Origin of the sequence: Beduinella massiliensis (genome assembly GCF_900199405.1) — a bacterium.
Taxonomy (GTDB): Bacteria; Bacillota; Clostridia; order Christensenellales; family Aristaeellaceae; genus Beduinella; species Beduinella massiliensis.
On the sequence record NZ_LT963430.1, the window covers coordinates 1,060,038 to 1,083,631 of the forward strand.

Consider the following 23,594-nt stretch of genomic DNA (forward strand, 5'->3'; position numbering starts at 1 on the left):
CGAAGATGTACAGAACGAACTATGTGGAAATAGATCTGGGCGCGATCCGTCATAACGCAGGCGTGATGCGCGCCAGGCTTTCGGGCGGTACGCGCCTGCTGGCGGTCGTAAAGGCGGACGCCTATGGACACGGCGCGCTGGCGGTTTCCCGCGCGGCGCTGGAAGCGGGCGCTTCCATGCTGGCCGTGGCGATTCCGGAGGAGGGAGAACAGCTTCGCTCCGCGGGCATCGCGGCGCCCATCCTGGTGCTGGGCGGCATCGAGCCGGAGGCGGCGGAGGCGGTGGTTCGCAATCGCTTGACGCAGACGGTCTTTGACGCCGGAACGATCGACGCGCTGTCCCAGGCGGCCTGCCGGCTGGGCGTTCCCGCACAGGTGCACGTGAAGCTCGATACGGGCATGTCGCGCATCGGCGTAAGGAGCGCGGCGGACGCGGCGCGCCTGGCCCTTGCGGCGGACGCAGCCCCGGGCGTGCAGCTCACGGGGGCGTTTACCCATTTCGCTACGGCGGACGAGCCGGACGCTACGGACACGCTTTCGCAGATCGCCCGCTTTGAGGAGATGACCGCGGCCATCGCGGCGGTGCACCCGGATCCCATCGTGCGCCACGCATGCAACAGCGCGGGCATCTTCCGCTACCCGCAGGCGCACTACGACATGGTGCGCGGGGGCATCACGCTCTACGGCTGCGTTCCCTCGCCGGACATCGCGGGCGTCAGGCAGGCGATGCGCTGGGTGACGCGCGCGGTGTACGTGAAGGACCTGCCCGCGGGCGCGCGCATCAGCTACGGCGGCACGTTCACGGCGGAGCGGCCCATGCGCGTGATGACCGTGCCTGTCGGCTATGCGGACGGCTATCGCCGGGCGTTTTCCGGCAAGGCGCAGGTGCTCGTGCGCGGCCGGCGCGCGCAGGTCGTGGGGCGCGTGTGCATGGATCAAATCATGGTGGACGTGACGGACATCCCCGGCTGCGCGGCGGGCGACGAGGTGGTGCTGATGGGCGCGCAGGGTGAAGCGTGCATCACCGCGGACGAGCTGGCCGCATGGGCCGATACGATCAGCTATGAAATCCTGCTCGCGCCGTCAGGACGCGTGCCGCGCGTGTACAGATGATGGACAAGCAGTCGATCCGCCGCGCTGTCAAGGCCCGGCGCGAAACGATGACAGCGCAGGAGCGGGAGCGGGCCTCGCGCGAGGTCTGCCGCCTCCTTTGCGCGTGGGACGTCTACAGGCGGGCGGGGACCGTGCTCGCCTACGCGGCGGTGCGCGGAGAACTGGACCTCGCGGAGCTGATCGGGGACGCGCTTTCGTCGGGCAAGACGCTGCTGCTTCCCCGCTGCGAAGCGGGCGGCGTGATGACGGCGCGCCGCGTCACGTCGCTTAGCGGGCTTCTCCAAAGCGGTTACGGCATCCCCGAGCCGGGGGAGGACGCGTCCGTCTTCGCGCCGGGGGCGATTGATCTCGCGCTGGTGCCGGGCGTCGCGTTCAGCCCGGCGGGCGACCGCGTGGGTCAGGGCGGCGGGTATTACGACCGCTATCTGCCGGCGCTTCGCGGCGCTGCGGCGGGCATTGGCTATGATTTTCAGTTGATGGATGCGCTTCCGGCGCTCGCGCATGACGCGCCGATGGCATATGTGGTACATCCCGGCGGAATCGTTCGATGCCGGCGGGACAATGAAAGATAACGGAGGAACCAAAGGTGAACGAAAAAGAGACGAAGGTTCGGGGGCGCATCGGAGGCAAAAACCTCCTGTCGATGGCGGGACGCGTGGCGGGGTCGATCGTGCTCGTCGCGGTGCTGGGGCTGCTGCTGCAGGTGCTCTCGATGATCGGCAACTTCTACCTGCGCATGCTGATCTCCTGCGCCGTCATCGTGGGCTGCTTCCTGATGCAGTTTTCGAGCGGCGGCGGGCAGGGCGAGCGCGACGTGACCTTCGGGGCGATGCTCGGCAAGCGCACGCTGGAGGGCTATCAGCCGACGAAGGAAGAAAAAACAAAGTGCTTTACCCCGCTCAAGGGCCTGGCGGCGGCGGCGCTGGGCGCGGCGCCCTTCGTTTTGTGCGCGCTGGTCGTCGCGGCGGCCGCGGAGCCCTACACGTATACGCTGCAGGACCTGCCCTCCTGGGCGAGCGCCTACGCCTACCGTGCGGACATCTACGCGCCGCTCAGCTACTATGGACAGAGCGCGGGAGCGGGCCTCGCAGATTACCTGCGCATTCTGGTCAGGGCCTGCAACATGCTCTACCTGCTGCCGCTGGGTGACGCGGTCACGTATTACGGCTACCTGATCGACCGGCTGGGCCCGGCGCTGCTGCTGGTCTTCCCGCTGGGCTATGTGCTGGGCTACCTGCGCGGCCCGGCGCTGCACAAAAAGCGCATTGCCTACAACGAGCAGGCGAAGAAGGCACAGCTCAAGAAGATCAAGCGCAACAAGAAGCGCGAGCAGGCCGCGCGCCGGGCGAAGGAACGCAAGGGCCCGGAACAATTAATCTGACGCGTTGTTAAAACTCGGAAATCCTGATATAATAAAGAAAGAGGATTGTGCTCCTCAATCGAGCCCGATCTTTTCGGGAACTGCACAGGAGGAAGCTTTGCGGATCATCAGCGGCAGCGCCCGCGGGCGCACGATTTGCGCGCCGCAGGGCATGGATACGCGCCCCACGCAGGATTACGTGCGCGAATCGCTCTTTAACATCCTGCGCGCGCGGGTGCCGGAGGCCCGTGTGCTCGATCTCTTCGCGGGGTCGGGCGCGCTGGGGCTGGAGGCGGTCAGCCGGGGTGCGCAGGGCGCGGTATTCGTAGACAGCGGCCGCGCCGCGGTACAGTGCGTCAAAAAAAACGTCGCCGCGCTCCGCATGGAGACGCAGTGCGAGGTGCTTTCCTGCGACTGGCGCGCGGCGATTGCGCGCCTTTCGGATCGGGCGTTCGACCTGGTGTTCATGGACCCGCCCTACCGCATGGAAAACACGGGCGAGATGTGCGCCGCGCTGCTTGCGGCGGGGGCGCTTGCGGAGGACGGCCTGATCGTGGTGGAGCACCGGCGCGGCCTTCCGCCGGCGCTTGCGGACGGACTTGAGGCGGCGGACACGCGCCGCTACGGCGACACGGAGGTCACCTTCGTGCGAAGGCGGCAGGAGGAAGAAACGCCATGAGCATCGCGCTTTACCCCGGCAGCTTTGATCCGCTGACGGTCGGTCATCTGGATATCATCGAGCGCGCGGCACGGCTGTACGACACCGTCGTGGTGGCGGTGCTGCACAACCCGAGCAAGCAGGGCGCGTTCCCGGTGGAAAAACGGCTGGAATTTATCGAGCGCGCGTGCGCGCACATTCCGGGCGTGCGCGTGGAGCAGTTTTACGGTCTGCTGGTGGATTACGCGCGGCAGGTGGGCGCGTCGGTCATCATCCGGGGGCTTCGCGCGGTCAGCGACTTCGAGTACGAGTTTCAGATGGCGCAGATGAATGGGCAGCTCTGCCCCGGCGTGGAGACGCTCTTCATGATGACGAAGCCGGAGCACGCGTACATCAGCTCGAGCGGTGTGCGCGAGATAGCGACGTTTGGCGGCGATGTAAGCGCGTTTTTGCCGCCATGCATCCTTAAGGACGTGCAAGCAGCGCTTGCCGCAAAGAGGAGGGAATCCGATGGACGCTGAACTCAAGATTTATGACGCGATCGACGAACTGGAGCAGGAGATATCCAGCAGCAAGAAGGGCCTTTTGTCCAACCTTTTCCTGGTGGACAAGGACTACCTGCTCGACCTGTGCGCAAAGATTCGGTCGGACGTGCCGGACGACATCAAGAACTGTCAGAACCTGCTGCGCGAGGAACAGCGCATCCTCACCGAGGCCAACCGCAAGGCGAACAACATCATCACCGAGGCGGAAAACAAGGCGCACGCCCGCGTGGCCGACGCGGACGCGCTGGCCCAGCAGAAGTCGGACGACGCCGACCGCTACGACGAGCGCGTGCGCGCCGAGGCCGACGCCTATGCGCAGCAGGCGCATGCCGACGCCGACGCCTACGCCGCCAAGACGCGCGCGGATTCCGAGCAGGAGGCCAGCGCCCGCATCGCGGAGGCCGAGCAGCACGCGCGCGAGCTCGTGGAGAACACGGAGATCATGCGCCAGGCCAACCAGCGCGCGCGGGAGACGGTGGAGCGCGCGGACGCGCAGGCGCGCGACATGTTCCTCAACACCCTGGACGAGGCGGAGAAGATGCTCAAGGACCTGGACGACTGCTTTGCCCATCACTCGAGCGACCTGTACAACTACCGCGTGAAGCTGAGCCAGTATCGCGGAAACTGAAGCGGGTGTTTCGCCCTTGACGTCATGCCGGATACGGAAAAATCAGGGCACCGCCGCAAAAGAGCATAAAAAAGACGAGGGTAGGCGCCCGGAAGGGTTCCTGAACCTCGTCTTTTGTTTGCTGACTGTTTCCTCCTGAAAAGCGGAGAAGCGCGTGCAGCAGGGCCTTCTGCCCGCGATATGCCGTGTCTGCGGCGGAGCCCCCTGCGGTCATTTCCTGCGCGCGCAGACGATCAGCATCATCGGACGGCGCATTTCGTCCTTCATGCCGGGGAGATCCAGCATTTGCTCCGGCGGCTTGGGCTCCACGACCCGCGTGACTTCAAAGCCGTTCGTGAGCAGCCCGTCCAGATAGGTCGTCAGCGTCTTGTGGTACTTGCGCACGTGCTCGCCCAGAAAGACGGCGTCGCGCGCGCCCTCGTAAAAGTAATCGTCCACCGGGAAGTGCTGGATGTTTCCCGCCTCGTCGTAAGCCCAGTCCTGCGGGCCCTGCGCGGTGAAGATGGGGTGCTCGCAGGAAAAGACGAAGCTCGCGCCCGGCGCAAGGCAGGCGTTCACCCTTCGCGCTACCTGATGAAAGTCCGCCACGTAGTGCAGCGCGAGCGAGCTGAGCGCCACGTCAAAGCTTTCCGGGGGAAAGTCGATCTCCTCGATGGGCATGCGCACGTATTCGACCGCCGGAAAAGGCGTCTTCTCCCGCGCGACGGCGAGCATTTTTTCGGAAATGTCCACGCCCACGCAGCGCCTGGCGCCGTGCTCCATCGCGTAGATGCAGTGCCAGCCGTAGCCGCAGCCCAGATCGAGCACGCGCTTGTCCGCAAAGTCAGGCAGCAGGGGGCGCAGGGTCTCCCATTCGCCTGCGCCCGCAAGCCCCTGCCGGGAGCGGCCCATCTGGCTATACTTTTCAAAGAATTCCGGGTCGTCGTATCGGTTCTGGTACATGTCGTTTCCTCCGTTCATTTGGCGGCGCATCAGCCCGCCAGGTAGCTCTTCAGATAGCGCCCGGTAAAGGAACGCGGGCAGGAGCAGATTTCTTCCGGCGTGCCGCAGGCGATCACCTCGCCGCCCGCGTCGCCTCCGTCCGGCCCCAGGTCGATCACATAGTCGGAGGCGGCGATGACCTGCAGGTTGTGCTCCACCACGACGAGGGTATTCCCCGCGTCTGCAAGGCGGCGCAGCAGCCGCAGAAAGTTTTCGACGTCCAGCGGATGCAGCCCCGTCGTGGGCTCGTCGATCAGGTAAAGGCTCTGCTTTCCGGCGCCCGAAAGCAGGTCTCGCGCCAGCTTCAGGCGCTGCGCCTCGCCGCCGGAGAGCGTGGGCAGCGCCTGACCGAGCGTGAGGTAGCCGAGCCCTACGTCCGCCAGGAGCGCCAGGGTCTTTTGCATGGCCGGGACGTCCGAAAAGGCCGCCGCCGCTTCCTCTACGGAGAGGTTCAGCGCGTCGTCGATGCTGCGCCCGTCTAGCCTGACGGAGAGCACGGATTCCTGAAACCGGCGGCCGTGGCATTCCGGACAGGGAACTTCCGCGTCCTCGAAGAAGAGCAGGTTGCTCGTGACCGTCCCCATGCCCTCGCACCGTTCGCAGCGCCCGCCCTTCGCGTTGAACGAGAACGAGCCCGCGTGAAGGCCCAGCGCCCGCGCCTCCGGCAGGGCGGCGAAACGCCTGCGCAGCGCGTCGTAGAGCCCGGTGAACGTCGCGACGTTGGAGCGGCGCATGCGCGGAGCCTGCGCCTGGTCGATTGTGACGACGCGCGAAAAGGCCGAAAGGCCCTCTACCTGCGCGCGTTCGTCCTCGCCTCGCCCCAGCACGCCGAAGACGAGCGAGGACTTGCCCGAGCCGGAGACGCCCGTGACGCTCGTGAGGCAGCCGGTGGGGATGCGGACGTCCACGCGCTTCAGGTTGTGAAGGCCCGCGCCGCGGATGCGGATTTCTCCCGTTCCGGCGCTTCGCTCGGCCGATGGGATCGGGGCGGGGGCGGCGAGATAGCGCCCGGTGACAGACGCGCTCTGGCCCTTCAGCGCTTCGGGCGTGCCCTGACCGACGATGCGCCCGCCAAAGCGGCCGCTGCCGGGGCCGATGTCGATCACCCAGTCCGCCGCGCGGACGACGTCCGGGTCGTGCTCGATGACGAGCAGGGTGTTTTCCTGATCGCGCAGGCTCCGCAGAATTTGAAGCAGGCCGTCCGTGTCGCGCGGATGCAGGCCGACGGTGGGCTCGTCGAGCACGTAGATCAGGCCGGTCATGGTGCTGTCCAGCGTCGCGGCCAGGCGGATGCGCTGGGCTTCGCCGCCGGAGAGCGTCAGCGTTTGGCGGTCGGACGTGAGATAGCCCAGCCCCAGGCGGACGATGCGCGCGATCTTCGTCTGCAGATCCGGCAGGTACGGCGCGACCAACGCGCGCTGCGCGGGCGTGAGCGAGGCCTCCAGACGGCGCAGCCAATCCGCGAGGTCGCACAGCTGCATCGCGGAAAGCTCCGCAAGCCGGCGGCCCGCGACCGTCACGCTGCGGGGCAGCGGGGCGAGCCGTTCGCCGTCGCATTCGGGGCAGGGGGCCTGCTGAAAGTAGGCGCCCGCCGTGCCGCCGTCGCCACCCTGTTCGCTCAGCCTTCGCGTCAGCGTGGTGAACGCGCCCGGGAACTTGCCCTCCGCCGCGGTCTTAGGCGGCTTTTCCCCCGGGAAGAAAGCGCGGAAGGGTTCGCTGTCGCTGCCGTAAAGCAGCAGCGCGCGCTGCGCGGGCGTGAAGGTTTCGACCGGCCTGTTCCGGGGGACGGGAAGGCCGCGGCACTGCAGGGCGTGGTAGTAGGCTTCCCGCTCGAAGTCGCCGTAGCGCTGACGCCAGAAGTCGATCGCCCCCTCTTCCAGCGAGCGCTCCGCGTGCAGCACGAGCGCTTCGTCGATGCGCAGCGTCTTGCCCAGCCCCTGGCAGGCGGGGCAGGCCCCTCTGCGCGTGTTGAAGGAGAAGTCGGTGCGGGTGAGCTTGTCCATCCGTCCGCCGCAGACGGAGCAGTACATGAAGTCCTGAAAGTCCTCGCCATGACCCAGCGTCTCTTCCCGGCAGGCGTCGGCGTCGATTTCGGCCCCGCATAGGGGGCAGGCGCGCCGGTGCAGCTTTTCAAAGAGCATGCGCAGCTCGGTGTAGATGCCCGTCACCGTGCCCACGGAGGAACGGGGATTTTGGGCATAGGCGCCCTGCGCGATGCAGAGGGCGGGCGACGCGCCGCTGACGCTGTCCACGTCCGGCCTGCGGATGCCCTGCATGCCCATGGCCTCCAGATACTGGCGCTGGCATTCGTTGAAGAGCAGGTCGATGGCGAGCGTCGACTTCCCGGAGCCCGAAAGCCCCGTGAGCGCGATGAACTTGCCGCGCGGCAGGGTCAGGTCGATGTTTTTCAAGTTGCCCTCGCGCGCACCGCGAATGACGATGTCCTTCATACGGCCTCCTTGTCCATGATAATCGGGGGAATCTGTACCATTCAACGCGGCGCGCGCTTTCTCCTGCCGCGAAACAGATTTATTTATCTAGATCGATGACGTCCCTTTCTTGCATTCCGATAACATAGATGCTAAAATAAACGGAGCTTTGTGCGGGCGCACGTTTCCGCAAGAGAGGATGAGGCGAGAATGAAAGCTCCGAAGGCGCGCGCGCTGTGCGCGCTCCTGCTGTGCATGGCGGCCGTCCTCTGCGGCTGCGCGCGAGAGAAGAACAGCCTCGTCCGCTACCGGGAGGACGAGCGGCCAAAGGCGAGGATCACCTTTTTCGGCAACAAGTACGAGCCGGAGAACGTCGCCGTCGTCGAAGAAATCCTGAGCGGATTCATGCGGGAGAACCCGGACGTGCAGGTGACCTATGAAAGCCTCAAGGGAAACGGCTATTTTGAGGCGCTGAGCAAGCGGATGGCCTCCGGGCGAGGCGACGACGTGATGATGGTCAACCACGACGCGGTGCTCCTGCTCTCGGAGGCGGGGCAGCTCGCGGACCTGTCGGGGCTTGAATCGATCGATCGCTTTTCGGACAGCGTCCTCGGTCAGATGCGCGGGGAGGACGGAGCGATTTACTGGGTGCCGACGACGGTTTCCGCGTTCGGCCTTTACTGCAATCTGGACCTTTTGAAGGCGCAGCAGCTGGAGGTTCCGCGGACGCTTGCAGAATGGCTCGACGCCTGCGAGCGGTTCCGCCGGGCGGGCATCCTGCCCTTGATCATCAACGACGACATCTCGCTCAAGACCCTGGCGATCGGCCTGGGATTTTGGGACGTCTACGCGGCGGGGCGGCAGGCGGAGGCGTTTGGGCGGATCAACAGCGGGGAGGAGCGCCTGAGCAGCTATCTGCGGCCGGGCTTCGCCCTTGCGTCGCAGCTCATTGAAAAGGGATACGTGGACGCGCAGAAGGCGCTCGTGACCCAAAAGACGTCGGACGATCTCGCGGAATTCGCAAAGGGCGAGTCGCCCTTCATGCTGACCGGCGGCTGGGCGGCGGGACGCGTGAAGAGCATGAATCCCCCGTTTGAATTCACGGTGATCCCCTATCCGGCGCTGACGGATGGCGTCGTGCTGGTCGTCAACGCGGATACGCGCCTGAGCGTGAACGCGCACAGCCCGAACCGGGAGGCCGCGCTTCGCTTTGTCGAATACTTCACCCGCAGCGAGAACATCACGAAGTTCGCGGAAAACCAGTCGTCGCTCAGCCCGCTGAAGAGCGGAAGCCCCGCCGCGCTGAAGGAGATTCAGCCGCTGCTGGAGGCGTACTGGGCAGGCCGCACGGTGATCGGCTCGGACAGCCTGCTGGACATTCCGATCTGGAACCTCACGGCCGAGGCGTCGCAAAGGCTCCTTTCCGGTGAAACGGTGGAGGAGATCATGGACTTTCTGGATGCGTATCAGGCGGAAGAGGGGGCGCGGTGATGGGGCCGAGAGGTAGAAAGATGCTGTTGGCGGCGCTGATGGTCGCCGCGCTGCTTTCGCTCGTCACCTATGCGTTCGTGGCGAGCGTGCAGGAACAGCTTTGGAACCAGTCCATCGAGACGATCAAGGAGAGCACCCGTCAGGGCCGTGACGCGCTCAAGATTCAGCTTCAGGCGGACTTTCAGTCGCTGGGCACGATTTCGCGCTACCTGCGCTCCGTGTCCTCTGATGAGGAGGAAATCATCACCCAATCCCTGCGCGCCTACGGCGAGACGGGCGGGAACGCGTCGCTGTACATGGCGGACGGCACCTGCCTGCCGGCGGAGCCCGGGCCGGACGAGGCGGCCCGTGAAATGCTCCTGAAGGCGGGCAGGCAGTCCGGCATTCTGAACCCGCACATCAGCAGCGTCACCGGGGTAAACGTGTTTCAGATTTTTCAGCGCGTCCGCCTTGGGGACGGCAAGGGAGGATTCCTCCTGCGCGAATACGAGGTAAAGGACGTGGCCGACACGTTCTCCCTCTCCTTTTACGACGCGGCGGGCTTTTCCTACATCGTCGATCAGCACGGCGAGGTGCTGATGCGCTCCGCGCACCCGAACAGCAATAAGACGGTGCAGAACCTGTTCGACATGCTCCCTGCGCGGGAGAACGACGGGCAGCTTCTTTCGCAGTTCCGAGAATCCCTGGCGGCGGGCGAGACGGGCTGGGCAGTTTTTACCTACAACGGCGAGCCCACGGTCTTCTGCTATGCGCCCATCGGCCTGAATTCGGACTGGTACGTGATTTCCATCATTCCCAGGGATGTCGTGCTGGCGCAGACGCGCAACATTCTCCTGCGCACGCTGCTGCTGATGCTTTGCGTCATCGCGGGCATTGGGCTGCTGGCGGGTATTTACCTGTACAGCAGCAGCCTTTCCCAGCGCAAGATCGCCAGCAGGACCAGCTATATCGGCCACCTGTACAACTCGATCCCCGAGGGCATCGCGCTGCTGACCCCCGAAGCGCCGTATCGGTTTTTGCAGCTCAACGCCGAGGGCCTCCGCCTGCTGGGCTATCCGCCGGAGGCCGCGAACGACGCCGTCAGAGGGCGCGCCCTCTCGGAGGTGCTGCACCCGGACGACGTGCGGATGACGGAGGACGCCTTTGCCGACGCCGCGAAAAGGGCGCGCAAGGCCACGTTTACCAATCGGATGCTCCGCCCGGATGGGAGCTGCTTCTGGTCCGCCGTCATCGTGGAGAGCGTCCGCGACGAGGACGGCAACCCGGCGATGATCGCCACGTTCCACGACGTGACCAAGGAAAAGCTGGCGGAGGAGGAGGAAAAGCGCGGGCGGCTGCTGGAGCGCCGCTTTCTCATCAGCGCCATCTCCAGCGCGTACCCGCTGATCATGAGCGTCAACCTGACGCGCGACACGGTCAGCGTCCTGTACGACGACGGTTCCCTTTCCCTCCATCTGCCGGAGGACAAGCGGTATTCACAGGTCTACGAAGAGCTGCTTTCTCGCCTGCACGCGGACTACCGGGAGGAATTCTGCGGCCGCTTTGCGCCGGATACGTTAAAGGCGGCGCTCGGCGGCGGGCGCAGCGAGGTCTTTCTGGAGGCGCGCGCGCTGCTGGGCGACGGACAGTACCACTGGATCCTGCAGCAGGCCGTGCACGTGGAGGATCCGTTCACGGAGGAGCGGCTCGCCATCCTGCTGCTGCGCGACATCGAAGAGCGAAAGCGCGACGAGGAGCAAAACCGCCGCCTGCTGCAAAGCGCGCTGGACAGCGCGAATGCGGCCAACGCGGCGAAGAGCGAATTTCTCAGCAACATGTCCCACGACATCCGCACGCCCATGAACGCCATCGTCGGCATGACGTCGATCGCCAAGGAGCACATCGGGGAGCCGGAACGCCTGCTGGACTGCCTGCGCAAGATCGAACTATCCAGCAGCCATCTGCTCAGGCTCATCAACGACGTGCTGGATATGTCCAAGATCGAAAGCGGCAAGCTGGCGCTCCGTTCGGAGCCGTTCGACATCGCGGAGCTCTTCTGTGAATGCATGGAGCTGATGTACCCGCAGGCGCGGGAGGCAGGCGTCGACCTCAGGGCGTCTATGCACGGCCTGCTGGATGAAGGCGTCGAGGGCGACCCGCTGCGCGTGCGCCAGGTCTATCTCAACGTCCTCAGCAACGCCGTCAAGTACACCCCGAAGGGCGGCAGCGTTCGCGTGGAGGTGACGCAGCTCCCCGCGCAAAAGGCGGGATACGGCAGCTATCGCTTTTCCTGCCGGGATACGGGCCTGGGCATGGACGAGGAGCTGCTCAGGCGTCTTTTCCTGCCCTTTGAGCGCGGGCAGGATCAGGCATCCCGCAAAATCATGGGAACCGGGCTGGGCATGGCGATCACCAAGAACATCGTGGACGGCATGGCGGGCAGCATCGACGTGAAGAGCGCGCCCGGCGCGGGTTCGGTGTTCACGGTAACGCTGGATTTTCCGCTTCAGCAGGAGCGGGAAAAGGCGCTGCCCGAAGCGTGGCATCTGGCCCGCGCGCTGGCCGTCAGCGGGGAAAAGGAGGAGCTTGCCGACGTCGTGCAGGTGTTATCGTCGCTGGGCATGCGGCCGGACAGCGCCGGCAGCGCCGGGGAGGCGGAGGCGATGGCGCTTCGCGCGCGGCGCGCGGGCAATGGCTACCGGCTTGCGCTCGTGGACCGGCGGCCCCCGGGCGCGGGGGGAGCCGCACGCCGGGGCAGGGAAGCGTCGGGGGCGGGCGCGCCGCCGGGGATCTTCTTTTTGGGGGGCGTTGAGGCCGGGGGAGGGACGCAGGGGGTTACCCCGGTTGTGCCCGCTCCCTTGTACCGGGGCAGGCTGGGGCGCGTGCTGCGCGCGGGCGGGGGGTCCAGGGGGCGGGGAGTGAGTGTGGGCGGGGGGGAGGGGGCGGGACGGCGCGGGCGGGGGGGGGGAGGGGGGGGGGAGGGCGCTGCGTGCGGGGCGGGGGGGGAAGGGCTACCGGCTTGGGCGGGGGGCCGGGCGGCCCCGGGAGGGGGGGGGGGCCGCACGCCGGGTCAGGGAAGCGTCGGGAGCGGACGCGCCGCAGGTGATCTTCTTTTCGGAGGACGTTGAGGCCGGGGAAGGAACGCAGGGGCTTACCCCGTTCGTGCCCGCTCCCTTGTACCGGGGCAGGCTGTGCCGCGTGCTGCGCGCGCTGAAAGCGGGGGATGACCCCGCCCAGGCGGCGGAAGGCGGGAATGCGAAGCTTTTGGACAAGCGGATTCTGCTGGTGGAGGACAACGAGCTGAACCGGGAGATCGCGCTGGAGATGATCGGCGTGCTGGGCGTCAGCATCGACTGCGCGCACGACGGCGTGGAGGCGGTCGAGCGGGTGGCGTCCTCCCCGGTGGGGACGTACGACCTGATCCTGATGGACATTCAAATGCCCCGGATGGACGGCTACGAGGCGGTCCGCCGCATCCGGGCGCTGGACCGGCCGGACGCCGCGGACATTCCGATCATCGCCATGACCGCGAACGCCTTTGCCGAGGACGTGCAGGCCGCGCTGCGCGCAGGGATGAACGGACACATGTCGAAGCCCATCGACCCGGACGCGCTGAGCGGCATGCTGCGCAAATGGCTCTCCTGAAAGGAGCGCGTTCCTGTAAAGCCTGCTCCGGCAGGAAATGCCGGGGCTACGGCGAATGTATTGTGCGGCCATCTTTTCAGGCTGATAAAAGAGGAGGACTTATTCATGCAACAAGGGACGCATTTGCCCGCCTACCCGTTGGTGACGAGCGACCCATACGTCTCCATCTGGAGCTGCACGGACCAGCCCGCGCGGGAGGACACCCGGCACTGGGCGGGTCAGCGCAAGCGCCTGGTGCTGAGCGCCAGCGTGGACGGCGCGAGCTACGCCCTGATCGGGCGCACGGACGCGGAGGAAGCGCGGGTCGAGGCCATCGAGGTCACCCCCACGCGGACGCGCTACGCCTTTGAGGCCGGCGGCGCCGGCATTCGCGCGGAGTTTTGCGCGCCGCTGCTGCTGGACGATCCGGATCTGATGAGCACGCCGGTCACGTTCGTCACGCTCGCCGCCGAGAGCAGGGACGGCGGAGCGCACGAGGTTTCCGTGCGCTTTGAGCTGCACGACGAAATCTGCCGCGAGGGCGAAGCGCCCGAGCCCATGGTCGGCAAGGACTATCGGAGCGACGATTTGCACGTGGCCTATATGGGCAAGAAGCGCCAGAACGTCCTGTGTCACTCGGGCGACCACATCACGATCGACTGGGGCTACGCCTACCTCGCCGCCGACGAGGGCACGGCCTTTGCGCGCATCGGCGGCCACTGGGCCCTCACCTTCACGCGCACGATGCGGGTGGAGGGGGCAGAGCAGACAGCGCGGCTGCTGCTCGGCTACGACGACGTGGACGCCATCCGCTACTTCGACTTCACCGCCAAGGCATACTACGCGCGAAGCGGCAGGACGATCCTTCAGGCGCTGCACGCGTGCTGGCAGGATTGGGATGCGATCGGCGCGCGCTGCGGCGCGCTAGACGCGCAGCTGCTGGCGGACGCGCGCCGCGTCGGCGGCGAGGCATACGCCACGCTCGTCGCGGCCGCTTACCGCCAGAGCATCGCCGCGCACAAGCTGATCGCGGACCGCGAGGGCAACCTCGTGCTCCTTTCCAAGGAGAACGATTCCAACGGCTGCATCGGGACGGTGGACATCAGCTATCCCTCGTGCCCGCTCTTTCTGCTGTACGCGCCGGAGCTCGTGCGCGCGCTGTGCAGGCCGATCCTGCGCTTTGCCACCCTGCCCGCGTGGAAGGACGACTTTGCGCCGCACGACGTCGGGCGTTATCCGTATGCGACGGGCCAGGTGTACGGCCTGCGGCAGGATGCGTTCGGCATGGGGCTCACCGACCCGATCCAAAACGGCGACGTCTACCCGCCGCTGTACCTGGACGACGGCGAAGAGAACCTGTACGACCTGCGCTATCAGATGCCGGTCGAGGAATGCGGCAACATGATCCTCATGCTGGCGGCGGCGATGCGCGCGGACGGGGACAGCGCGCTGGTGCGTGCGTACCTGCCCACGTTGGAAAAATGGGTGAGCTACCTGGAACGCTACGGCGCGGACCCGGGCGAGCAGCTTTGCACGGACGACTTCGCCGGACATCTGGCGCACAACGTGAACCTCGCGATCAAGGCGGTGTGCGGGCTGGCGGCCTATGGGTACATGATGGAGCGCCTGGGCGACGGCGAAAAGGCCGAAAGGTACCGGCGGGCGAGCCGTGAGATGGCGCAGAGCGTGCTCGCGCGCGCCCGCACGCCGGAGGGAACCGCCCTCACGCTCGACGGCAGGGGCTGGAGCCTCAAGTACAACGCCGTGTGGGACGTGCTGTTCGGCTTCGGCCTGTTCGGCGCGGACTTCTACAGGGCGGAGACCGCCCGCTACTTAAAGGAGCAGAACGAGTACGGCGTGCCCCTGGATTCGCGCGCGGACTACACCAAGTCCGACTGGATTCTCTGGGCGGCGGCGATGGCGGATGACGAGCGGGCGGTCGAGACGTTCAGCACACCGATTGCGCATTATCTCGCCACGACGTCCACGCGCGTCCCCTTCAGCGACTGGTACGACACGAAGACGGGGCGCTTCTGCGCCTTCATCGCCCGCGCCGTGCAGGGGGGCCTCTTCATGCCCCTGCTGAAGGAACGCTGGTCTAAGCAGAAGTAAATTTCTCCCGCGCGGAAAAAGCGCATGCTTTTTCCGCCTCTTTCCCCGATGGGGTTTTCGGGCGGCGATGGACGAAACACGGACGGAGGATGACGGATGAAGAGATGGACGGCGCTTTTGATGATGCTCGCACTGCTGATCCCCGCGTTTGCGCGGGCGGAGACGACGCTGTACTACAATTCCAAGGGCGGCAAGCGCTATCACGCGGACCCGCAGTGCGAAACCGTGGAGGATAGGTACCTGCCCATGCGTTCATTTGGCGCGTCCAAGCTGAATGCGGCGCCCTATAACCAGCTCGAGCCGTGCCGGTGCGTCCTGGAAGGCGCGGCGCCCACGCTGTACTACAACGCGGAGGGCGGCAAGAACTATCACACGACTGCGAACTGCGGGAACGTGGACAAGGCTTACCTGCCGCTCTCGTCCTTTCCGGCGATCGACATAGGGCAGAAGAAGTACGCGTCGCTTACGCCCTGCGCGCGCTGCGCGGGGAAAAAGAACGTGACCCTGTACTACAACGCCAACGGCGGACGGTGCTTTCATACCGCGGCGGCGTGCTCGGCTGTGGACGAGCGGTACCTGCCGTTGACGAAGTTTTCCCTGAGCGACCTGAAGAAGAAGCCCTACAGCGGCCTTACGGCCTGTGAGCTTTGCCGCAGGCGGGACGAGGACGCCTCGCTGCCGACGGTGTATTACAACCCGAAGGGCGGCAGGCGCTATCACGAGGACCCGGCCTGCCCGACCGTGGACAAGGCCTACCTGCCGCTGCGGACGCTGCCGGGCGCGCTGCGCCGGGAAGCGCCGTTCAATAAGCTGGAGCGCTGCGACAGCTGCTGCAAATGACGTTCCCCAAGGCATGTTTCATATCGGCTGATCGCAAAAGAAAAGAAAGGGAAGCCTGCGCGCGCTTGGGGGCCGCGCGGGAGAGGAAAAGCAGATGATTCAGGCCACGGCGCTGACGAAGACCTACCGCATCGCGCGGCCGGCGGAAGGAAGATTTTCCGCGATCCGGTCGCTTTTTCACACCGAATACGAGGAAAAGCGCGCTGTGGACGCGATCGACTTTTCCATCGAGGACGGCGAGATCGTCGGCTACATCGGCCAGAACGGCGCGGGCAAGTCGACGACCATCAAGATGCTTTCGGGCATTCTCGTGCCGACGTCGGGCGAGGTTCGGGTGAACGGGCTGATACCGCACGTCGACCGCGAGGCACACTTGAAGAACATCGGGGTCGTGTTTGGCCAGAAGACGTCGCTTTGGTGGGACGTGCCGGTCATCGACAGCCTGCGCATCTTGAAGGAGATGTACCAGGTGGACGACCAGCGCTTTAAAAAGAACCTGGACACATTTGTAGACCTGCTCGACCTCGCTTCCTTCCTCAACCAGCCGGTGCGCCAGCTCAGCCTGGGGCAGCGCATGCGGGCCGACCTCGCCGCCGCGCTGATGCACAACCCGCAGACGCTCTTTCTGGATGAGCCGACGATCGGCGTGGACGTCGTCGCCAAGGAGCGCCTGCGCGAGTTCATCCTGAAGATCAACAGGGAGAGCGGCGTCACCACGCTGCTGACCACGCACGACATGGTGGACATGGAAAAGCTGGTCAACCGGGTCATCGTCATCAGCAGCGGCCGAATCATCTACGATGGGGACATAGACGGCCTGCGCAGGCGGTACGGGCAGGAGAGAACCGTAAAAATTCAGTTTGCGGGGGAGCGACCCAGCCTGACGCTGCCGGGCACCCGCGTCGAGCCCCTCGGGCCCTCGCAGCTCGCCGTCACGTTCAACCAGCAGGACCTTTCCGTGGGCGAGATCATCGCGCGGGTAAACGAAAGCGCGGCGACGATCCGCGACCTCACGATCGTGGAGGCGGACATCGAGCAGATCGTGCGCGACATCTACGCCGAGGGAGCGGGGAAAAGCGGTGAGAGCGCATGAGATGCTTCGCCGCATTCCTCAAAAAAGAGGCGCGCGCAGGGGCTCTTTATCGGACGGACTTCCTGCTCAAGCTTTGCTACGGACTGATCGCCATGTACGGCATCCGCTGCCTGTGGGCCGCGCTGTACGCCCAGAACCCGGCGATCGTCGGCCGCGACCTTCCCTCGATGGTCACCTATGCGATGATGGCCGTGGCGCTCGACATGGTCTTCTACCCCTCCGCCATGGAAAGCGCCCCGCACCTTTATATCGCCCAGCAGATCAGGACGGGCAGGATCGATACCGACCTGCTGCGCCCCGTGCACTTTCAAAGCCAGATTCTCCTCCGCGACGCCAGCGCCACCCTCTTCGGCATGCTCGGCCTCGTGCTGCCGGGCTGGGGGATCGCGGTCGTGTTTTTCGGCATGCAGCTTCCGGTCAGCGCCTTTCACGCGCTTGCGTTCCTTTTAAGCTGCGTTCTCAGCTATCTCATCCTGTTTTCGCTCAACTTTCTGCTCGGAATGATCTGCTTTCTCACGACGGACATCCGAAACATCACGATGGCCTACGGCGGGCTGCTCGGCCTGCTGTCGGGCAAGCTGATCCCCATCTGGCTCTACCCAACCTGGATGCAGGCGGTCTGCGAAGCGCTTCCCTTCCGCTGCATCTTTGAAACGCCGCTCAACATCTACACCGGCGCCTGCGGCCGGCAAGCGGCGCTGGGGAGCGTGCTGCTGCAGGCATTTTGGGTCGCGCTGCTGCTGGCGCTCGGCCGCGCGGCGTGGAGCCGGGTTTACAGGCGCCTGAGCGTGCAGGGAGGTTGAGCCATGAAGAGCAAGCGGTTCAATTTGAGAATTTATCTTTCGCTGATTCGCATGACCCTGCGCAGCATGATGCAGTACCGCGCCGACTTCTGGATGAGCCTGGTGGGCGTGGTCATCCTCAACAGCGCGAACCTCGTGCAGCTTGGCGTCCTTTCCTGGCGCTTTGAAACCATCGGCAACTGGGGCGTGGGAGATCTGATGGTGCTCTACGGCCTGTGTATGATCTGCTGGAGCCTCTACTCGATCTTCTTCAAGAACCTGAGCAATTTGCAGACGGAGATCGTCACCGGCGCGTTTGACAAGTATCTGCTTCGGCCCGTGAGCCCCTTTGTGCAGCTCGTCGGCGGGGAAATCCGTTATACGGGCCTGTGCGATACGATCATGGGCGCGCTGCTCGTGGCGAGCGGGCTTGCGGCGCTGGGGCTGCGCTGGACGCCGCTCGACTTCCTGTGGCTCTTTGTCTTCATCGTCTCCGGCGGCGTCATCATCGTGTGCATCCAGTTCATCGTCGCCTGCGTCGCGTTCTGGTCGACGAAGGCGAGCGCGCTTCGCTCCATCGTGACGCACATTTACCTGCTCATTCAAAAGTACCCGATTACGATCTTCGGGACGGCCTTCCGCGTGCTGGTCACCGCCGTCCTGCCCGTCGCGTTCCTGAACTTCTATCCCGCGGCCATGCTGCTCAGAAAGCCCGACGCGCCCCAGTGGCTGTGCATGCTCTCGCCGGCCGTGGCGCTGCTGCTCGTGTTCCTGTCGGGCCGCATGTGGAAACGGGGCCTTCGCCGCTACAACAGCAGCGGGAGCTGAAAAGGTCAACGCAAATAAAGAGGCCCGCCTGCGAGCGCATTCGCAGGCGGGCCTGTCGTATTTGGGGAGAAGGGGCGGCTCTGCCGTCAGTCGTTCAGCTGTTCCGCGTGGTGCTTGACGCGCAGGCGGTTGATCGAACGGGCGAGCTGCGCCTGCGTCTCCAGGTATTCGCGGCGGCTCATCTTTTGAAGCATGGCTTCGCGCGCGACGTCCGCGACCCGCTGGGCCCGGTTTTTGTCGATGTCCTCGGGGCGCTCCGCGGTCTCCACCAGCACCAGCACCCGGCCGTCCTCGATCTTGATGAGGCCGGAGGACACGGCAGCGAGGCGTGGGCGCTCGCCGGGCAGCGTGTAGCTCAGCTCGCCGGGCGTGATGGCGGCGATCATGTTGCAGTGGTTCGCCTGAACGCCGCGCTTGCCGTCAGGCGTGGGCACGACCAGCGAAACGCAGGGGCCCGCGTAAAACGAGCAGGCGGCGGCGAGAATGTCTACGTGAAAGCTCTCCATCTTAACGCTCCTTGCCTGCTTTCTCGATCACGTCCTCGATCGCGCCGACGTTGTAGAACGCCTGCTCGGGGTATGCGTCCATGTCGCCGGAGAGGATCGCCTGAAAGCTGCGGATGGTATCCTTCAGCGGCACGTAGACGCCCTTGATGCCGGTGAACTTTTCCGCCACGTGGAAGGGCTGGGAGAGGAAGCGCTGAATCTTGCGGGCGCGGGCGACCGTCAGGCGGTCCTCCTCGCTCAATTCCTCGATGCCGAGGATGGCGATGATGTCCTGCAGGTCGCTGTACTTCTGCAAGATCTCCTGCACGGCGCGCGCGGTGTCGTAGTGCTCCTGGCCGACGACGTCCGCCTCCAGAATGCGCGAGGTGGAGGCGAGCGGGTCCACCGCCGGGTAGATGCCCTGCTCGGAGATTTTGCGGCTGAGCACGGTGGTTGCGTCCAGGTGGGTGAACGTCTGCGCGGGCGCGGGGTCGGTCAGGTCGTCGGCGGGCACGTAGACCGCCTGCACGGAAGTGACCGAGCCCTCCTTGGTGGAGGCGATGCGCTCCTGCAGTTGGCCCATCTCGGTCGCCAGCGTCGGCTGGTAGCCCACGGCGGAGGGCATGCGGCCCAGCAGCGTGGAGACCTCCGATCCGGCCTGCACGAAGCGGAAGATGTTGTCGATGAAGAGCAGCACGTCCTTGTGCTGCACGTCCCGGAAGTACTCGGACATGGTGAGGCCGGAGAGGGCCACCCGCATGCGCACGCCGGGCGCTTCGTTCATCTGTCCGAACACGAGGGCGGTCTTCTCGATGACGCCGCTTTCCAGCATTTCGTTCCAAAGGTCGTTTCCCTCGCGGCTGCGCTCGCCGACGCCGGTGAAGATGGAGTAGCCGCCGTGCTCGGAGGCGACGTTGCGGATGAGCTCCTGAATGAGCACCGTCTTGCCGACGCCCGCGCCGCCAAACAGGCCGATTTTGCCGCCCTTGGCGTAGGGCTCCAGCAGGTCGATGACCTTGATGCCGGTTTCCAGGATGCTGACCACCGGGCTCTGCTCTTCAAAGGAGGGAGCCTTGCGATGGATGCACCAGCGCTCCGCGTCCGCCGGAACCGGCGCGCCGCCGTCGATGGGATCGCCCAGCACGTTGAACATGCGTCCCAGGGTCTGATCGCCCACGGGTACGCTGATGCCCTGCCCCAGCGCCTCCACGTCCATGCCGCGCGTCAGCCCCTCGCTCGGGGCCAGCATGATGCAGCGGACCGTCGTTTCATCCAGATGCTGGGCCACTTCCATGACCCGCTTTTCGCCGCCTACCGTGACGCGCAGCGCCTCGCGGATCCTGGGCAAGCGGCCCGTCTCAAACTCCGCGTCCACGACGGGGCCGGAGACCTGCACGATCTTTCCAGTGCCTAGCACTTTTGCACCCTCTTTCTTTTCTGGGCCTTCGCCCCGGCGGCCACCTCGGTGATCTCCTGCGTGATGGAGGCCTGGCGAACGCGGTTGTACTGAATCGAAAGCGCGGAGAGCATCTTGTCCGCGTTTTCACCCGCCGAGCTCATGGCCGTCATGCGGGCGTTCTGCTCGGCGCAGAAGCTGTCCACCAAGGCGCTGTAGATGAATCCCGTGACGTAGCTTTGAATCACGTGGCTGAGCACAACGCCGATGCTGGGGGTAAACTCAAAGCTGACGCCCGGCGCGCCGTCCGCGGAGGAGAAATCCCCCCGGTGAAAGGGCAGAAGGCGCGTGCTGATGGGTTCGGCGGCAAGGCTGCTTTTCATGTCCGTGAAGAGGATGTAGAGCTTTTGAAACTCGCCGCTTTCGTAGCGCTCGAGCAGGACGTCGCAGATTTCGCGCGCTCTGTGCAGCGTGGGGTTCTGCGCGGGGTAGAGGAAGCTTTGCTCGATGGGCGTATGGCTTTGCAGAAAGTGCTGGCGGCCGTATTCGCCCACCACGAAGAGCTTGGTATCGGGGTGGGCGGAGAGCATCGCCTGCGCCGCCTTGATGACGTTGTGGTTGTAGGCGCCCGCCATGCCGCGATCCGCCGTGATGACGAGGCAGGCGTAGGTCCCTTCCAGCTTTGGCGCGCCAGCAGGCGGGTAGAAGTAGGGGCTGACCACGTCCGGAACCGTGCGGAAGATGCGCTTGATCTCGCCCTGCAGCGCCTCGAAATAGGGGCGCGTGCGGCTCAGCTCGTTCCGCGCCTTGCGCAGCTTGGTGGAGGAAATCAGGTACATGGCGTTGGTGATCTTCTGCGTATCCTGAATGCTGGCGATACGGGTCTTTATCTCCTTGGCGCTGGGCATTTTAATTCCTCCCGAAGCGGGCGGCGTTCTTGTCGAGGAAGTCGCCCGCGATGCTGAGGATCTGCTGCTTTCTCTCGTCCGTCAGCGTCCTGTCCTCCTCCAGCCCCGTGCACAGGCTGGGGTGCTCCTGCTCGAAGTGCTCCAGCATCGCGTCCCTGAAGGCGGCGATGCGGGCGTCGGGCACGTTCAGGAACAGGCGCTCCATGGCGCAGACCAGCACGATGACCTGCGCATGCTGGCTCAGCGGATGGTACTGCTTCTGGCGCAGCATGCGCATCAGCCCCTGGCCGTAGCGCAGCTGTTCCCGGGTGTTCTCGTCCAGGTCGCTGGAAAACTGGGTGAAGACCTCCATCTCCCGGTATTGCGCGAGGTCCAGACGCAGCGCGCCCGTCGCCCGCTTCATGGCCTTTGTCTGCGCCGCGCCGCCCACGCGCGATACGGAAAGGCCCACGTTGACCGCCGGACGCTGGCCCGCGAAGAACAGGTCGCTTTCCAGGAAGATCTGGCCGTCCGTGATGGAGATGATGTTCGTGGGGATGTAGGCCGACACGTCGCCTGCCTGCGTCTCCACGATCGGCAGCGCGGTCATGCTGCCGCCGCCCAGCGCGTCGCTCAGGTGGGCCGAGCGCTCCAGCAGGCGGGAATGCAGGTAGAAGACGTCGCCGGGATAAGCCTCGCGGCCGGGGGCGCGCTCGAGCAGCAGGCTCATCGCGCGGTAGGCGATGGCGTGCTTGGACAGATCGTCGTAGACGATCAGCACGTCGCGGCCCTCGTGCATGAAGTATTCCGCCATCGCGCAGCCCGCATAGGGCGCGATGTACTGCATAGTGTCTTCCTCGCCCGCCGTGGCGCTGACGACGATGCAGTAATCGAGCGCGCCGCGCTTGCGTAGGTTTTCCACGAGCTGGGCGACGGAGCTGGCTTTCTGGCCGATGGCGACGTAGATGCACAGGACGTTCTTGCCCTTTTGGTTGAGGATGGCGTCCAGCGCGATGGCCGTCTTGCCCGTCTGCCGGTCGCCGATGATGAGCTCGCGCTGACCGCGGCCGATGGGGAACATCGCGTCGATGGCGAGCAGGCCCGTTTCCAGCGGCGTATCGACGCTCTTTCTTTCGATGATGCCCGGCGCGGGTTCCTCGATGGGGCGGTAGCCGCTGGGCTTTACTTCCGGCCCGCCGTCGATGGGGCGGCCCAGCGCGTCCACCACGCGGCCGAGAAAGCCTTCGCCGACGGGGACGCCCGCGGTCTTGCCCGTTCGGGCGACGCGGCTGCCGGCCTCGATCTCCTCGTCGTCGCCGAACAGGATGCAGCCGGTTTCGTGCCGGCGCAGGTCTTGCACCATGCCCTTCACGCCGCACTCGAAGAGCAGAATTTCGCCGTAGGCGGCGTGCTCCAGCCCTTCCACCACGGCGATGCCGTCGCCCACGGAGAGCACCGTGCCGATTTCGCTGCTGGTGGCGAGCAGCTTGAACTCCTGAATGCCGGATTTGAGCAGCGGGATGATGCTGCCGTCTTGCAGGCCGTGAAGCGCGCGCTGCTCCACGCTTTCCCTGAATTGCTGAAGGCGTCCTTCGGCGCTCCAGTCGTAGACCTCGCCGCCGGCGCTGAGGCGGAAGCCGCTTCGCAGGGAGGGGTCGATCTCGATCGAGAGGGCGACCTCCGCGCCGTACTTCTGCGAAAGAAACCGGCGCATCCGCTCTTCCTGCGCGGCGTCGGGCGGGGTGACGCACAGGAGCCGCGCGGTGAGCCGTTCAACCGGGGTTTTGTCCGTCATAACTGCTCATCCTCCTGTGCCGCTTCCAAGAAGCGGTCGTACAGCGCCCGCTCGCTTTCGAGATCGAGCTCCTTTTGGGAGAGCTTTTCCGCCGCGGAGACGACCAGCTCGGCGATGTCCTTCTGGGCGCCCTTCAGGATGGCCGCCCGCTCCTGCTGAGCGGCCGCGCGGGCGTCGGAAAGCAGCCTGTCGGCCTGCTCCTTCGCGCGGAGCAGGCTTTCCTGCCTGCTTGCGTCGAGCTGCTGGTTTGCGGCCGCGGCGCGCTGCTTGATTTCTTCGTCCGCCGTCTCAAGCCGTTTTTCGTATTCGCTGAGGACCGCCTGGGCGGCGGCCTCCTTTTCCGCGCTCTGGCGGTCTAGCTCCGCGTAGTGATCCTGCCGCTTTTGCATGAAGGCGAGCACGGGCTTATAGAGCAGCAGGTAGAGCCCGGAGGCGAGAAGGACGAAGTTGAACAGATGCAGCAGAATCTGCTGAAAATTGATGTTAAGGGGCATAGGTTCACCTTGTACAATGGGCGTCCGAAAGCGCCCATTCCCTTTCTCCACAATCGGGAATCGTGTCGGCCGGGC

At 65.4% G+C, this 23,594-nt stretch carries 21 protein-coding genes; 14 read left to right on the forward strand and 7 right to left on the reverse strand.

Going from position 1 to position 23,594, the window contains the following annotated elements; genetic code table 11:
- The first annotated feature begins 5 nt into the window (after positions 1-5).
- From alr to C1725_RS05470, 6 genes are all read left to right on the forward strand, one after another.
- The gene (alr, locus tag C1725_RS05445) at positions 6-1,112 is read left to right on the forward strand and encodes an alanine racemase (protein WP_102410648.1); all 1,107 of its coding nucleotides are present in this window, start codon (positions 6-8) and stop codon (positions 1,110-1,112) included.
- A complete protein-coding gene (locus C1725_RS05450; protein ID WP_102410649.1) occupies positions 1,109-1,684 on the forward strand; it encodes a 5-formyltetrahydrofolate cyclo-ligase in 576 nt (191 codons plus the stop codon). Before alr ends, C1725_RS05450 begins: the two co-directional genes overlap by 4 nt.
- A gap of 14 nt (positions 1,685-1,698) precedes the next feature.
- Positions 1,699-2,493, forward strand: a complete 795-nt coding sequence (locus C1725_RS05455; protein WP_102410650.1) for a hypothetical protein — start codon at positions 1,699-1,701, stop codon at positions 2,491-2,493.
- Between the two features lie 97 nt (positions 2,494-2,590).
- On the forward strand, positions 2,591-3,151 hold the full coding sequence (gene rsmD / locus C1725_RS05460) for a 16S rRNA (guanine(966)-N(2))-methyltransferase RsmD (RefSeq protein WP_346026383.1): 561 nt from the start codon (positions 2,591-2,593) through the stop codon (positions 3,149-3,151).
- Positions 3,148-3,651 carry a pantetheine-phosphate adenylyltransferase gene (gene coaD, locus C1725_RS05465; protein ID WP_102410652.1) on the forward strand — a complete coding sequence of 168 codons (504 nt, stop codon included), beginning with the start codon at positions 3,148-3,150 and terminating at the stop codon, positions 3,649-3,651. The genes rsmD and coaD overlap by 4 nt, the downstream gene beginning before the upstream one ends.
- On the forward strand, positions 3,641-4,303 hold the full coding sequence (locus C1725_RS05470) for a flotillin family protein (RefSeq protein ID WP_102410653.1): 663 nt from the start codon (positions 3,641-3,643) through the stop codon (positions 4,301-4,303). The genes coaD and C1725_RS05470 overlap by 11 nt, the downstream gene beginning before the upstream one ends.
- Before the next feature lie 210 nt (positions 4,304-4,513).
- Here the strand turns inward: C1725_RS05470 and C1725_RS05480 are convergent, their stop codons facing one another.
- Both C1725_RS05480 and C1725_RS05485 read right to left on the reverse strand, forming a co-directional pair.
- Positions 4,514-5,245, reverse strand: a complete 732-nt coding sequence (locus C1725_RS05480; RefSeq protein WP_102410655.1) for a methyltransferase domain-containing protein — start codon at positions 5,243-5,245, stop codon at positions 4,514-4,516.
- A 29-nt stretch (positions 5,246-5,274) separates the two neighbouring features.
- Entirely contained in the window at positions 5,275-7,734 is a 2,460-nt protein-coding gene (locus C1725_RS05485; RefSeq protein WP_102410656.1) for an ATP-binding cassette domain-containing protein, read from the reverse strand.
- 189 nt (positions 7,735-7,923) lie between these two features.
- Here C1725_RS05485 and C1725_RS05490 point away from each other — a divergent pair, with 189 nt between their 5' ends.
- The 8 genes from C1725_RS05490 to C1725_RS05525 all read left to right on the forward strand — a co-directional run bounded on the left by C1725_RS05490 (position 7,924) and on the right by C1725_RS05525 (position 18,462).
- The gene (locus tag C1725_RS05490; RefSeq protein WP_102410657.1) at positions 7,924-9,204 is read left to right on the forward strand and encodes an extracellular solute-binding protein; all 1,281 of its coding nucleotides are present in this window, start codon (positions 7,924-7,926) and stop codon (positions 9,202-9,204) included.
- A complete protein-coding gene (locus tag C1725_RS05495) occupies positions 9,204-12,311 on the forward strand; it encodes an ATP-binding protein (protein WP_102410658.1) in 3,108 nt (1,035 codons plus the stop codon). Before C1725_RS05490 ends, C1725_RS05495 begins: the two co-directional genes overlap by 1 nt.
- A complete protein-coding gene (locus tag C1725_RS05500; protein ID WP_102410659.1) occupies positions 12,286-12,828 on the forward strand; it encodes a response regulator in 543 nt (180 codons plus the stop codon). Before C1725_RS05495 ends, C1725_RS05500 begins: the two co-directional genes overlap by 26 nt.
- A 105-nt stretch (positions 12,829-12,933) precedes the next feature.
- The gene (locus tag C1725_RS05505) at positions 12,934-14,919 is read left to right on the forward strand and encodes a glutaminase domain-containing protein (RefSeq protein ID WP_102410660.1); all 1,986 of its coding nucleotides are present in this window, start codon (positions 12,934-12,936) and stop codon (positions 14,917-14,919) included.
- 96 nt (positions 14,920-15,015) lie between these two features.
- Entirely contained in the window at positions 15,016-15,759 is a 744-nt protein-coding gene (locus C1725_RS05510) for a hypothetical protein (protein WP_102410661.1), read from the forward strand.
- Between the two features lie 94 nt (positions 15,760-15,853).
- Positions 15,854-16,852 (forward strand): ATP-binding cassette domain-containing protein, encoded by a 999-nt coding sequence (locus tag C1725_RS05515; RefSeq protein WP_102410662.1) that lies wholly within the window; start codon positions 15,854-15,856, stop codon positions 16,850-16,852.
- On the forward strand, positions 16,849-17,655 hold the full coding sequence (locus C1725_RS05520) for an ABC-2 family transporter protein (protein WP_102410663.1): 807 nt from the start codon (positions 16,849-16,851) through the stop codon (positions 17,653-17,655). Before C1725_RS05515 ends, C1725_RS05520 begins: the two co-directional genes overlap by 4 nt.
- Before the next feature lie 3 nt (positions 17,656-17,658).
- The gene (locus C1725_RS05525; RefSeq protein WP_102410664.1) at positions 17,659-18,462 is read left to right on the forward strand and encodes an ABC-2 family transporter protein; all 804 of its coding nucleotides are present in this window, start codon (positions 17,659-17,661) and stop codon (positions 18,460-18,462) included.
- A gap of 86 nt (positions 18,463-18,548) precedes the next feature.
- Here C1725_RS05525 and atpC read toward each other — a convergent pair whose 3' ends face one another.
- Genes atpC through C1725_RS05550 form a run of 5 tightly spaced genes read right to left on the reverse strand, consistent with a single transcriptional unit; the run spans position 18,549 to position 23,519 of the window.
- A complete protein-coding gene (atpC, locus tag C1725_RS05530) occupies positions 18,549-18,968 on the reverse strand; it encodes an ATP synthase F1 subunit epsilon (RefSeq protein ID WP_102410665.1) in 420 nt (139 codons plus the stop codon).
- A 1-nt stretch (position 18,969) separates the two neighbouring features.
- A complete protein-coding gene (gene atpD, locus C1725_RS05535; RefSeq protein ID WP_102410666.1) occupies positions 18,970-20,364 on the reverse strand; it encodes a F0F1 ATP synthase subunit beta in 1,395 nt (464 codons plus the stop codon).
- Positions 20,358-21,251 carry an ATP synthase F1 subunit gamma gene (gene atpG / locus C1725_RS05540; protein WP_102410667.1) on the reverse strand — a complete coding sequence of 298 codons (894 nt, stop codon included), beginning with the start codon at positions 21,249-21,251 and terminating at the stop codon, positions 20,358-20,360. The genes atpD and atpG overlap by 7 nt, the downstream gene beginning before the upstream one ends.
- A 1-nt stretch (position 21,252) precedes the next feature.
- Complete coding sequence (atpA, locus tag C1725_RS05545; RefSeq protein ID WP_102410668.1) at positions 21,253-23,025, reverse strand: F0F1 ATP synthase subunit alpha; 1,773 nt, start codon at positions 23,023-23,025, stop codon at positions 21,253-21,255.
- Complete coding sequence (locus C1725_RS05550) at positions 23,022-23,519, reverse strand: F0F1 ATP synthase subunit B family protein (protein ID WP_102410669.1); 498 nt, start codon at positions 23,517-23,519, stop codon at positions 23,022-23,024. Before C1725_RS05550 ends, atpA begins: the two co-directional genes overlap by 4 nt.
- Positions 23,520-23,594: the final 75 nt, after the last annotated feature.